Raw genomic sequence first — 11,886 nt, forward strand, 5'->3', positions numbered from 1 at the left:
CCGGTGCGGTGCGCGCTGCCAGCGGCCGTTCGTTCGCTTCCACGTGTCACGCCCGGGCGGGTGGGGTTCGCCCTGCCCGCCGGGCGCGGCAAGGAACAGACCATGAACGCGTACGACACCAGCATAGGCGGTTACGCGGGGTCGTCTGGCAGGTCAGCCCACAGCACCCGCACGGGGCTCATGGCGCTGTCGACGGCCCGTGCGAGCGCCCGCCGCGCGTCCCGATGCTCGGCGAGCACGATCGCCAACGCGGTCCACACGCCGGCGAGCGCGGTGTCACCGGCCGCCTTGGCCTTTTCGATCTCGCAGCCGAGCACGGCCAGGCCGACGGCGATCTCGGTGTCGGTCCACTCGGCGACAGGCCGGTCGAACAGGTTTCCCTCGGTCACGCGGCGCTCCCGTAGTCCTGCTCGCGGGTCATGTGGTCGGCGCACGTCCAGCAGGCCCGGCGCGGTGACTGTGTGCAACCGGGCACCGCGCACTCCCCGCCGGGCGGGGGGTATCCGGAACCTCCGGAACCTCCGGAACTTCCCTGGTCAGAGTGGGGGTCCCCGGTTCCGGTTCCGTTTGCGTATCCGGAACCGGAACCGGTGGCACCCCCGTTGACCTGCGAGGTTCCGGAGGTTCCGGAGGTTCCAGTTCCCTCCTGGCCCGGCGGGTCGGTGTCACTCTGCGTAGCGCCGGGGCCGTCTGGCGAGTCGTCACGCGGCGGCAGGTAGCGGCTCCATGCGTCGTGCAGGTGCTCCCGCCGGTACCCCTGCAACGCCACGCCGTTGATCTTCACCTTCCTGGATGAGACCCCGTAGGGCTTGAGCATCTTGGCCAGGTCGCGGGGGGTGAACGGGCGCCCGTACCAGTCGGCCCACGGCGATTCGTCGAGCTTGTGGAGCGCGTTGAGGATCGTGCCCACGTGCAGCGCTTCGGCGTCGCCGAACACCTCGCGCAGGTCGGCCAGGAGCCGCACACCGACCGAGGTGTCTTCCTCGGCCTGCCCGGTCAACGTCTTGCATGCCTTCCTCGCCCGCTCGGGCCAGTCACCGCCGGCCTCGTCGGCGACGGCGATGAGCGGCTCCCAGTTGTCAGCCGCCCGGTCCTCCACTGGCATGTCGGGCTCGGCGTCGGTGAGCGCGTCCAGGCGGCCCCGTATCCACGCGGTGATGCGGTCGCGCAGGTCGTGCAGGGCCGGGGCGTCCCGGCGCGTCCGGAACGGCCGGACGCGCTCACCGGGCGCGCGACGACGCATCTTCACGATGACGGCCCGGTCCTCGATTGTGTCGGGCAGCGATCCGATACCGGCCAGGGCCGCCATGGCGAACGTGGGGCAGTGCTCGGGCTGCCGCAGTGTGGCGTCCCACCGGACGTACGGGCGGCCCCGCTGGTGCCCGGCGTTGATCAGCCCGCGCAGGTCCTCGTGGGCGTCGGCGGCCTTCTTGCCGAACACGGTGTCGGCCTCGTCTAGCAGCAGTGTCGGCGGGTCGTCGTCAATCGACCGGACCAGCGCGGCCGGGCTGATGTTCACCGTTATCAGCGGGTCGTGGCACGTCTCGGTGATGACGTCCATCAACCTGGACTTGCCGCACCGCTTTTCCGGCGCGGTGATCACTAGCCGGGTGGCGTGCTGCCACGCGGGTTGTGCGTGCGTGGCGGCGGTCCACAGCGTGACCGCGTCGTATGCCTCGTCGGACGGGAGGATGACGTACCGGACGAACGCTGCGCGCAGTTCATCGAGCAGCTGCGCGCCGTTGAGCTTGAGCGGGGCGTCTAGGTCGTTCAGGTTCACGCCGCACCCCCGATGCGTCGCTGCGCCGACTGGACGGTGCGGCGCGCCTCCCGCTCGTCCAGGCCCGCGTGCACGGCGGCGTTCACCAGCTCATCAAGGGCGTGCTGCTGCCCCTCCTCGGCGGCGCGGCACGCGGCCCAGAACAGGGCGCTGTTCCGGTTGCCTTCCGGCTGCCGGGCCATCCAGGCGGCTAGTCGCGCGATGTCGCCGCTACGGCGGCGGGGTCGGGGTGCGGCCGGGCGCGGCGGGTCGAGCAGCCGGGTGACGCTCGGCCAGTCGAGGACGCCGGACGCGTCGCGCCGGTCGAGCAGTTCGTACGCCCGGCCGCCCACGGTCGAGGGCGGGGCGAGGACGTAGCCGCCGGTGGCCTTGAAGTCCAGGAAGTGGCGCTTGAGCGCGCCGCACCTCTGCCCGGTCCCCGCGAAGTAGGTGTGCAGCCCGCCGGACGGCGTCTGGACGAGTGCCAGCGCGCCCGCGAGCATCCCGGCGCGCTTGAGCCGGTTGAACGCGGCGTACCCGGTGCCGCCGGCCTTCACGTCGACGTCAAGGACGTCGACGGCCGGGGCGCCGGTGGCGATCGCGACGTTGGCAGCGGGTATCCGCTGCCACCACCACCGGATCACCTCCGGGTCGGTGGTGGCGTCGTGGAACCCGTGCGCGGTCGCCGGTTCCTTGCTGCCCGGCTTGCAGGGGAACACCGGCCATCCTCGTGCGGCGTAGTCGAGTGCGGCGCGCACACGTACACTCGACATGACGTAGGCACCGCCGTGCTCGTCGTGTGCGCCCCCAGCCCGCACGCTGGGGGCGTTTCCGTTGCCGGTCGTCATGCGGCGCCCCCACCGTTCTCGGCGTAACCGGTCTCGGCGTAGCGCTCGTTCTCCCACGCGATGACGTCGGCGAGCCGGTAGCGGACGTGGCGTCCGATCTTCATGTACCGGGGGCCGGCCCCCCCGCTGTTCCACGCGTAGACAGTCTTGAGCGGCACGCCGTACCGCTCGGCGAGGTCCTTCGGGGTGAGGTACGTCTCGGGCATAGCTCTCCTTGTTCATCTCATGCACAGTTAGTGCGAGAGATCGACGCTGAAAGATTCCCAACAGCGGTGGCCGTTTGTCAACCAGTCGCCTAAGCTGTGCATCCATGGAACAAGTCACGCCCACGGCGGTGATCAGCAAGCGGGTGCGCGAGCTGCGGGAACGGCGAGGCGGGATGAGCGCGCAAGCGCTGGCCGACCGGTGCGCCGAGCTCGGGATGCCGAGCCTGAAACGTCAGGCGATCGCGAACTTGGAGACCGGGCGCCGGGCCATGGTCACGGTCGAGGAGCTGCTCGTGCTCGCCCACGCGCTCGACACGTCACCGGTGACGCTGCTGATGCCCGACCCTGGCGACGAACTGGCCGTGACCCCCGAACTGTCCATCGACCCCCGGCGCCTCGTGCTGTGGCTCGCTGGCGAGCGTCCGGCCGAGGGCCTGCCCACGGTGCGGTTCGAACGGAGCGTTGTCCGGGCGCGCTGGCACCGGGCGGCCTATGACGCCGAACAACGTGCCAACCAAGCCGACCGAAGCGCGCGGCTTGCGCGCAAGGACGGCGAGGAGCAAGAGGCAGACGAGTACTTGCAGGAGCGGGATCGCCACCTTCAAGAGCTGGCCGGGATCTTGGACGCGATGCTCGAGGCCGGCAGCGACGTCCCGGCGATCAACGCCGGGTATGCCCGCATGATGATCCGACGCCGCTGGACGCGGCACCCGGATGGCATCCGGGCTGTGGAGCTTCCCGGCGACGGCGAGCAGGGCTGAGCGGTGGCCAGGGTTAGGGATCTCTGGTTCTCCGAGGTCACGGACCCGGACGACCCCGAGGGCAAGCGGAAGATCAAGGTCAAGACGAAGCGGCACCCGGACAACGGCGGCAGCAAGGACGCCAAACGCTGGCTCGCGGTCTGGCTCGACCCGTCCGGCCGGGAGCGCACGAAGGCGTTCGCGGTCAAAGCGCACGCCAAGCGGTACGCCGACGACCAGGAGAGCGACGCCCGCCGCGGGGCCTACATCGACCCCAGGTCGGCGCGGATGACGGTGAGGGAGTGGTGCGCCACGTGGCTCGCCGGGTACCGCACCCGGCGGGCGTCCACCGTCCGCCAGGCCGAAGTCCACATCGCACAGATCACCGCCGAGTTCGGCGATCTGCCGCTGTCGGCCGTCCGGCCGTCCCACGTGCGGTCATGGTGCGCCCGGCTCAAGGACGAGGGCGCGGCGGACTCCTACGTGTACGCCCTGCACGCGCGGCTGTCGCAGATCATGGGCGACGCCGTTCACGACGGGCTACTCGTGCGGTCCCCATGCTCCCGGCGGACGTCCCCGGGCGCCGGGAAGCAACGGCCGTACGTCGCCACCACGGCGCAGGTGTGGGCGCTCTATGACGCGATGGGGGAGCGGTACCGGGTGGCCATCCTCCTCGCCGCGTTCGCCGGCCTGCGGGCGGCCGAGGCGTGCGGCCTGCGGGTCGCCGATGTCGACTTCCTGCGGGGCGTGATCTCCCCGGCCGTCCAGTACCCGGCCGACGAACTCAAGACGGAGGCGGCCCGGACGCCCATCCCCATACCGCGCCTGCTCGCCGAGCATCTGTCGGCGCAGGTGGCCGCGTACCCGGCCGCGACGATCCTGACGAGCGCACGCGGCGGTCAGCTCGCGCCCCGGACGCTCAATGACGCGTTCGCTGCGGCGCGCGACAAGGTAGCGGGGCTCCCGGACGGGTTCCGGTACCACGACCTACGGCACTACTACGCGTCGCTGCTGATCGCGTCCGGCGCCGACGTGAAGACCGTCCAGGCTCGGCTACGGCACGCGTCGGCCAAGACCACGCTCGACACCTACGCGCACTTGTGGCCCGACCGGGACGAGTCGACGAGGGCGGCCGTCGAGGCGGTCCTCGTCGAGCGCGCGGAACAGAGACGGAACCAGGCGGGGGCGCGGTGATGAAGCGCGAGGTCAGGCGGCCTGCGGGACATGCCGCGCCGAGTAGAGAAGGTATTTGGCGGCGGACGGGCCGATCAGACGGACGAGGCGGGCGGTGGCCGAGGCCGGGTAGACCAGGCCGAGCCGGGCCGGGGTGATGCCGAACCTGGCGGACGAGGCGGCGAAGCGCAGGTCGCAGGCGGCGGCGAGCTGGCAGCCGCCGCCGACGCAGAAGCCCTCGATCGCGGCGATCGTGGGTTTGGGGAAGGCGGCCAGCGCCGTTTCGGCCACCGTGGACGGGTGGCCGCGGTGCCGGGCGTCGGTCAGCTCGGAGATGTCGGCGCCCGCGCAGAAGTCGCCGCCCGCGCCGGTGACCACGACGGCGCGCACGGCCGGGTCGGCGGCCGGCTCGTCCAGCAGGCGGGGCAGCTCCAGCCACATGGCGCGCGTCATGGCGTTGCGCTTGTCCGGACGGTCGATGATGATCGTGCCGACGCCCGCGGCGGCGTCGACGGCATACCGCAGTCCCATCCCTCACCTTCCGTGTCGACCCCGGGCAATCGTACGGATCCCGGTGGCCGGCGCCGCCTCCGGGACGAGCCGTCTCGCTGTGGGCGAGACATCCCGCCCGCTCGCAGGGAATGCTGGTGGGACGGCGTGTGTTTTAATGGAGGAGACGACGTGCATTTCCGCCCGGAGTTCGACCGGCGGCCACCCAGCTATTTTCCCCGCCCGGGCCATCTGAGTGTCCGGTGTTCGCGTCGAACGGCCCGATCTGACGGGTCGGTTCCTCCTTGCGCTCCCGAAGATGCGTAGGACCGAGATGACGGGAGCCGTCTCCGGGTGACGCGGCCTGTGCGCCGACATGCACCCAGAAGGGAATTTCATGCCCGCTACCGCAACCCTCACTTCCGAAAGCACGTCTGCCGCCGAACGGCGTCCGACCTCCCGTGCGGCGAGGCGGACCCGCGTCCCCCGGCAGACCGAAAATCAGCCGAGCGTCCCGTTCCAGGGCGTTCTGGACGTGCGCGACAAGCACGCGTTCGTGCGGGTCGCCGGCTACACGCCCGGCCCCGGCGACGTGCACGTCCAGCTCGCGCAGGTCAAGGCCCACCACCTGCGCCCCGGCGACATCGTGTCCGGCACGGCGCGGCCGCTCCGGCAGGAGGGCCGCGACAAGCACCCGACCCTGGTGGAGGTGCACACCGTCAACGGCCTGTCCCCCCGGGAGGCAGCGCGGCGTCCCAAGTTCGCCGAGCTGACGCCGCTGTTCCCGAACGAGCGGCTGCGCCTGGACACCGGCGCCATGGCCACCCGCGTCATCGACCTGGTCGCGCCGATCGGCAAGGGGCAGCGCGGCCTCATCGTGTCGCCGCCCAAGGTCGGCAAGACGATGATCCTGCAGGCGCTCGCGCACGCCATCTCCGCCAACAACCCCGAGTGCCATCTGATGGTGCTGCTGATCGACGAGCGGCCCGAAGAGGTCACCGACATGCGGCGGTCCGTCCGCGGCGAGGTACTGCACTCCACGTTCGACAGCCCCGTCGAGGAGCATGTGGCCCTGGCCGAACTGGCCGTCGAGCGGGCCAAGCGGCTCGTCGAGCAGGGCCTGGACGTGGTGGTGATGCTGGACTCCATCACGCGCCTGGGACGCGCCTACAACCTGCTGGCCCCGTCCAACGGGCGCGTTCTGGCGGGCGGTGTGGCGACGAGCGCCCTGTACCCGCCCAAGAAGTTCTTCGGGGCCGCGCGCAACATCGAGAACGGCGGTTCCCTGACGATCCTGGCGACCGCGCTGGTCGAGACCGGCTCCCGTATGGACGAGGTGTTCTTCGAGGAGTACAAGGGCACCGGCAACATGGAGCTCAAGCTGGACCGGGGCCTGGCCGACAAGCGCGTGTTCCCCGCCGTGGACGTGGAGGCGTCCGGTACGCGGCGCGAGGAGCTGCTGATGTCCCCCGAGGAGCTGGAGCTGTCGTGGCGGCTGCGGCGGGCGTTGCAGGGGCTCGACCGGCAGCAGGCCGTCGAGGTGCTCATGGAGCGGATGAAGGGCACCTCGTCCAACGCCGAGTTCCTGCTGCGCATGCGGCAGCAGGCCGACGCCGCCTGAAGCGCGGGCGTTCACTCCGTCTGGAACGTTGCGAGGATGTCTCCGTAGAGGCGCCGGCTCGGCGCCCAGTGCGAGGCGGGGGCGAAGAAGGAGAACTCGAAACCGGCCGTGCGGGTGCGCAGCACGTGCATCGCGGCCGTCTTCCCCCAGGTGAACTCCCATTCCGCGGCGTGCCCTGCGACGTCACGCGCCTTTTCCAGGCGAAGCCTGCGGTAGCCGGGGAACTCGTCCGCCGCCAGGGCGAGGTGCTCCGCGGCACGCAGACCGCTGAGCGGCTCCCCGGAAACGGGGGTGATGCTCAGGCCGCGCTGGGCGAGAGGGTCGGTCCACTGCACGGCGGCCCCATTGCGTTGGCGTTTCCAGTCTTTGGGCACCGCGAGGCTGTATCCGTCGCTCTCGTGGTAGCGGACGGTGCGTGGCGGGGTCACGGCCGACGCGGCCCCCCGGAAGGGCGCCACGGGCGCCGCACGCACCGCGGCGGTGTCGTGCCCGGCCATCACGGCGGCATCGGTCTTCTCCACGGTGTGCCACCGGGTCGCCAGCACACCCAGCGTCACCATCGCGACCGCACATGCCGTCACCAGCCCGATGCGCGGCCGGGTGCCGATGACGGCGGCGGCGCTCCAACCGGCCAACGCCTCCCGCAGGGCGGTCCACAGGTTTCTTCCCACGCGCAATGTCACCGCGTTTGCGTCCGGGCTGCGCGCGCATCGCAGCAGCCATGCCGTCTCCGCCGGGGAGAGGCGTTCCTCCGGGTTCTGGCGCAGCAGTCCTTCGATGACGGGTGCCAGCGGGCCGGCGCGCCGGGGCGGCTCGTACTCGCCCAGCAGGACCGCCACCATGGACGCCAGCGCGTGGCAGCGCAGGAACGGCGAATCGCCCTCGACCGCCGCGTACAGCGTCGCGCCCAGCGACCACATGTCCGACGCCTCGCTGCCGCGGTCCCCCCGCACCCGCTCGGGCGACAGGTACGCGGGCGACCCCTGGATGCCCGACACCAGCGTGTCGGCGTCGCGGCCCCCGTGCAGGTAGACGGCCAGGCCGAAGTCGGCGAGCAGGATCCGGCCGTCGTCGCACAGCAGCACGTTGCTGGGCTTGACGTCGCAGTGCAGGATGCCGGCGTCGTGCGCGGCGCGCAGCACCGACAGCACGGCGTAGCCGACCTCGGCGGCGCGGCGCGGGCTGAGCGGCCCGTCCTCGGCGATGACGTGGTGCAGCGACCGGGCCCGCAGGTACTCCATGATGATCCAGGGGCGGCCGTCCTCGATGACGACGTCGTGCACCACGACCACCCCGGGATGCCGCAGTGCCGCCGTGGCGCGCGCCTCGTCGATGAGCCGCCGGCACAGCACGCGGCGTTCGCCAAGCGTCAGCCCCTCGGGCAGGCGCACTTCCTTGACGGCCACGTCCCGGTCGAGCATCTCGTCGTAGGCGCGCCACACCGTGCCCATGCCGCCCCGGCCCACCACCGAGAGCAGGTGATACCGCTGCGCGAGCGGAATCCACCGATCTCCCCCCATGGGGTGGTTATGCGCGCGAACCGCACCAAGGCATTCCCCCCGCGCCGGAAGGATTTTTTGACCGGTGTCCTACCGGGAGAACCGCCGCCATTGCCGTTATCATTGCCGTCCCTTACAACGGACGATCCACGCAAATGCGACATACAAGGCGGCGGTTCGAACGGCTAGGAAGCCTTGTCGGCGAGTACGCTCCGCGCCCACTTGTAGTCCGATTTGCCGACCGCGGTGCGCCGCACCTCGTCCACCAGCGTGAGGCTGCGCGGCAGCTTGTACCCGGCCAGCCGGCCTCGGCAGTGCTCGGCCAGCTCCTCCAGCGTGGGCGAGGCGCCCGGACGCGGCGCGACCACCGCCGCCACCCGCTGCCCGAACCGCTCGTCCGGCACCCCCACCACCACCGCGTCGTACACGTCGGGGTGGTCCTTCAGCGCGACCTCGACCTCCTCCGGGTACACCTTCTCGCCGCCGGTGTTGATGACGAGCGAGCCGCGGCCGAGCAGCGTGATGGTGCCGTCCTCCTCCAGGACCGCGTAGTCGCCCGGCACCGACCAGCGCACGCCGTCGGGATCGGTGTGGAACGTCTCCGCCGTCTTCTTCGGGTCGTTGTAGTAGCCGATCGGGATGTGGCCGCTGCGCGCCAGCCGACCGACCTGGCCCGGCCGCACGGGCCGCAGGTCGTCGCCGAGCACGGTGATGTCCGGCTTCATCTGGAACCGGGCCGTGCCTTCCTTGGACCCGACCGACGGCCCGCACGCGCCGGTCTCGGACGCGCCGTAGTTGTCGAGGAACACGATGTTCGGCAGCTGCGCGGTGAGCTCCTGCCGGGCGGCCTCGGTCAGCGGCGCACCTCCGGAGGCGATCGCGAACAGCGAGGAGGTGTCATGGCGACCGGTGGCCAGTTCCCGCGCGACCGGACGCGCCATCACGTCGCCGACGACCATCAGCACGTTGGCCTGCTCCTCGGCCAGCAGCCGCAGCGCCTTCTCCGGGTCGAAGGCGCGGTCGGTGTACAGCACGGTCTTGGCGCCGCTGAACAGCCCCATGAGCGCCACCCACTGCCCGGCGCCGTGCATGACGGGCGCGCAGTCCAGCACGGCCATGGGCGGCTGCTCGGCGTTGGCGGCGAGCTCCTCGGGGCTGCCCACGGGGTCGCCCAGGACGTTCCCGCCGCCGAGCGCGCCGAAGAAGATGTCCTCGCAGCGCCACTCGACGCCCTTGGGGTAGCCGGTGGTGCCGCCCGTGTACATGATGTAGCGGTCGTCGCTGGACCGTTCGGGGAAGGCGGTGTCGGGCGCGTCGGCCAGCGCCTTCTCGTACTCCACGGCGCCGACCACCTCGTCGGCGGAGCCGTCCTCCAGCACCACCACGTGCCGCAGCTCGGGCAGGTCGGCGCGGATCTCCTCGACCCGGGCCAGCAGGGAGCGCTCCCCGATCAGCGCGACGGACCGGGAGTCGGCGAGCACGTGCCGCAGCTCGGCCGCGACGTACCGGTAGTTCACCGGGATCGGCACGGCCCGGATCTTGAAGGCGCCGAACATGCTCTCCAGCCATTCGGCCCGGTTGTAGGACAGGATCGCCACGTGTTCGCCCGGCTGCACCCCCGCCGCCGCCAGGTGCCGGCCGACGCGGGACGCCCGCTGGTCCAACTCGCCGTAGGTCAGGCGGGCCCGCCCCGCCACCAGGGCCGGGCGGTCCGGCCCCGCCTGCGCCAGGATTTCCAGCAGATCGGCCAGGTTGTAGCTGCGCGCCATGGCACTACCTCGCGGACTCGGGGGTGGACGAGCTCCTTGTGTTTCGATCATCGTTGGCGGCACCGGGACGCTCAATACTTGCTGACAACTCGTCCAATGACATCGGTCACAGGGCGGGGGGATGTACGATCCGTCACACCGGCGTCCGCGGCGATCGGCATCCCGCCTCGTCAACGCCCCAGTTCAGCGGGCCCGCACGCGCGCTGCCGCATCCGGCCACCCCCGGCGTCCTTACGCGGCTCTTATCTGGGCATCGGCATTCTTGACCGTAACGATTTGGCATCAGACGGGGGTAGTGGTGAGCGCAGGCGCGATGGCTTGGACGCCTCCGACGTGGGAGGAGATCGTCAACGAGCACTCCACGCGGGTGTTCCGGCTGGCGTACCGGCTGACCGGCAACCGGCACGACGCCGAGGACCTGACCCAGGACGTGTTCGTGCGGGTCTTCCGGTCGCTGTCCTCCTACACCCCCGGCACGTTCGAGGGCTGGCTGCACCGCATCACGACCAACCTGTTCCTCGACCGCGCCCGCCGCAGGCAGCGCATCCGCTTCGACTCGCTCAGCGACGACGCGGCCGAGCGGCTGCAGGGCCGCGAGCCGAGCCCCGCCCAGTCCTACGACGAGCGGCACCTGGACGCCGACATCCAGAAGGCGCTGGACTCGCTGGCCCCCGAGTACCGCGCCGCCGTGGTGCTCTGCGACATCGAGGGCCTGACGTACGAGGAGATCGCGGTCACCCTGGGCGTGAAGATCGGCACCGTCCGCAGCCGGATCCACCGGGGCCGCGCCCAGTTGCGCGCCGCGCTGGAGCACCGCCGCCCCGCCGAAGCCTCCGTCCCCGCCGTCACCTCCTCTTGACCGGTTCCCCGGCAGGGGCGCGCGGCGGGCGAGAGGGGACCGCGCCATACGAAAGGCGTGCACAGGGGCGGGCGTGCGCAGGGGCGCCGTGTCGGGCGCGGGGACCCCGTGGCGCGGCACGAGGCGCGCGAGCTTCGACAGCCCCTGTGGAGGTCGCCGCGCAGGGGTCGCCCCCAGCGTGCGCAGGTGCCGGCGTCCGCCCCTCCCAGGTTCAGGGCGTGCATGTCGCCTCCCGCGAACACGCCGGGCACGGGTGAGATGACGGCAGGGGGCGCCGGCGTCGTTTGACATCGCTTGAAGGCTCAACTAATGTCTGCCACGGTCGTTGAATCTTCAAGCATTTAGGGAGTCCGCCATGGGCAGCATCGCCACCGTCGCCCCCGGCCTGACCGCCGGGACCTGGAACATCGACCCCGTCCACTCCGAGGTCACCTTCAGCATCCGGCACCTGATGACCAAGGTGCGCGGCAGCTTCACCGAGTTCTCCGGCGCCATCCAGATCGCCGAGGAGCTGGCCGACTCCACCGCCACCGCCGAGATCAAGATGGCCTCGCTGGACACCCGAAACGCCGACCGCGACGCGCACGTGCGCTCCTCCGACGTGCTGGACGTCGAGAACCACCCGACGATGACGTTCGCCACCAAGGGCGTGCGGGCCGAGGACGGCGAGTACCTGCTCGACGGCGACCTGACCATCCGCGGCGTCACCCGTCCGGTCACCCTGAAGGTCGAGTTCCACGGCGTCGGCGAGGACCCCTGGGGCGGCACCCGCGCCGGCTTCTCCGCCACCACCACGATCAACCGCAAGGACTGGGGCATCGAGTTCAACGTGCCGCTGAAGGGCGAGGGCGCGCTGCTCGGCGACAAGGTCGACATCCAGCTGGAGATCCAGGCCGTCCGCGCCTGACGCGGCCCGTCGCCGC

At 71.3% G+C, this 11,886-nt stretch carries 11 protein-coding genes and 1 pseudogene; 5 read left to right on the plus strand and 7 right to left on the minus strand.

The window, feature by feature from the left end:
* Positions 1–131 precede the first annotated feature (131 nt).
* From QSK22_RS19295 to QSK22_RS19310, 4 genes are all read right to left on the minus strand, one after another.
* Complete coding sequence (locus QSK22_RS19295) at positions 132–389, minus strand: hypothetical protein (RefSeq protein ID WP_285495628.1); 258 nt, start codon at positions 387–389, stop codon at positions 132–134.
* Positions 386–1,780 carry a DUF3631 domain-containing protein gene (locus QSK22_RS19300; protein WP_285495629.1) on the minus strand — a complete coding sequence of 465 codons (1,395 nt, stop codon included), beginning with the start codon at positions 1,778–1,780 and terminating at the stop codon, positions 386–388. The genes QSK22_RS19295 and QSK22_RS19300 overlap by 4 nt, the downstream gene beginning before the upstream one ends.
* Complete coding sequence (locus tag QSK22_RS19305) at positions 1,777–2,532, minus strand: bifunctional DNA primase/polymerase (protein ID WP_285495630.1); 756 nt, start codon at positions 2,530–2,532, stop codon at positions 1,777–1,779. The genes QSK22_RS19300 and QSK22_RS19305 overlap by 4 nt, the downstream gene beginning before the upstream one ends.
* A gap of 71 nt (positions 2,533–2,603) precedes the next feature.
* The gene (locus QSK22_RS19310; RefSeq protein ID WP_285495631.1) at positions 2,604–2,813 is read right to left on the minus strand and encodes a helix-turn-helix transcriptional regulator; all 210 of its coding nucleotides are present in this window, start codon (positions 2,811–2,813) and stop codon (positions 2,604–2,606) included.
* 104 nt (positions 2,814–2,917) lie between these two features.
* On the opposite strand from QSK22_RS19310, the gene QSK22_RS19315 reads away from it, so the two are divergent.
* Complete coding sequence (locus QSK22_RS19315) at positions 2,918–3,574, plus strand: helix-turn-helix domain-containing protein (RefSeq protein WP_285495632.1); 657 nt, start codon at positions 2,918–2,920, stop codon at positions 3,572–3,574.
* Between the two features lie 3 nt (positions 3,575–3,577).
* Complete coding sequence (locus QSK22_RS19320; protein ID WP_285495633.1) at positions 3,578–4,747, plus strand: site-specific integrase; 1,170 nt, start codon at positions 3,578–3,580, stop codon at positions 4,745–4,747.
* 12 nt (positions 4,748–4,759) lie between these two features.
* Here the strand turns inward: QSK22_RS19320 and QSK22_RS19325 are convergent, their stop codons facing one another.
* Positions 4,760–5,257, minus strand: coding sequence for an enoyl-CoA hydratase/isomerase family protein (locus QSK22_RS19325; RefSeq protein ID WP_285495634.1), 498 nt, complete (start codon positions 5,255–5,257; stop codon positions 4,760–4,762).
* 400 nt (positions 5,258–5,657) lie between these two features.
* Here QSK22_RS19325 and rho point away from each other — a divergent pair.
* Positions 5,658–6,836: pseudogene (rho, locus tag QSK22_RS19330) on the plus strand (transcription termination factor Rho); the annotation flags it as partial.
* A gap of 11 nt (positions 6,837–6,847) precedes the next feature.
* Here rho and QSK22_RS19335 read toward each other — a convergent pair.
* Positions 6,848–8,356, minus strand: a complete 1,509-nt coding sequence (locus QSK22_RS19335) for a serine/threonine-protein kinase (protein ID WP_285495635.1) — start codon at positions 8,354–8,356, stop codon at positions 6,848–6,850.
* A 164-nt stretch (positions 8,357–8,520) separates the two neighbouring features.
* Positions 8,521–10,104, minus strand: coding sequence for an acyl-CoA synthetase (locus tag QSK22_RS19340; RefSeq protein ID WP_285495636.1), 1,584 nt, complete (start codon positions 10,102–10,104; stop codon positions 8,521–8,523).
* A gap of 313 nt (positions 10,105–10,417) precedes the next feature.
* Between QSK22_RS19340 and sigE the strand changes: the two genes are divergently transcribed.
* Together sigE and QSK22_RS19350 are read left to right on the plus strand one after the other, a co-directional pair.
* Complete coding sequence (gene sigE, locus QSK22_RS19345) at positions 10,418–10,963, plus strand: RNA polymerase sigma factor SigE (RefSeq protein ID WP_502872332.1); 546 nt, start codon at positions 10,418–10,420, stop codon at positions 10,961–10,963.
* 355 nt (positions 10,964–11,318) lie between these two features.
* Entirely contained in the window at positions 11,319–11,870 is a 552-nt protein-coding gene (locus QSK22_RS19350; RefSeq protein ID WP_285495637.1) for a YceI family protein, read from the plus strand.
* Positions 11,871–11,886 lie beyond the last annotated feature (16 nt).

It is taken from the genome of Actinomadura sp. NBRC 104425, from assembly GCF_030269545.1.
Classification (GTDB): domain Bacteria; phylum Actinomycetota; class Actinomycetes; order Streptosporangiales; family Streptosporangiaceae; genus Spirillospora; species Spirillospora keratinilytica.

Bases quoted from the DNA above. Each gene is read 5' to 3' on its own strand.
- QSK22_RS19305 (WP_285495630.1), bottom strand. From the start codon at position 2,532: ATGTCGAGTGTACGTGTGCGCGCCGCACTCGACTACGCCGCACGAGGA.
- QSK22_RS19310 (WP_285495631.1), bottom strand. From the start codon at position 2,813: ATGCCCGAGACGTACCTCACCCCGAAGGACCTCGCCGAGCGGTACGGC.
- QSK22_RS19315 (WP_285495632.1), top strand. From the start codon at position 2,918: ATGGAACAAGTCACGCCCACGGCGGTGATCAGCAAGCGGGTGCGCGAG.
- QSK22_RS19325 (WP_285495634.1), bottom strand. From the start codon at position 5,257: ATGGGACTGCGGTATGCCGTCGACGCCGCCGCGGGCGTCGGCACGATC.
- QSK22_RS19335 (WP_285495635.1), bottom strand. From the start codon at position 8,356: ATGGGGGGAGATCGGTGGATTCCGCTCGCGCAGCGGTATCACCTGCTC.
- QSK22_RS19340 (WP_285495636.1), bottom strand. From the start codon at position 10,104: ATGGCGCGCAGCTACAACCTGGCCGATCTGCTGGAAATCCTGGCGCAG.
- sigE (WP_502872332.1), top strand. From the start codon at position 10,418: ATGGCTTGGACGCCTCCGACGTGGGAGGAGATCGTCAACGAGCACTCC.
- QSK22_RS19350 (WP_285495637.1), top strand. From the start codon at position 11,319: ATGGGCAGCATCGCCACCGTCGCCCCCGGCCTGACCGCCGGGACCTGG.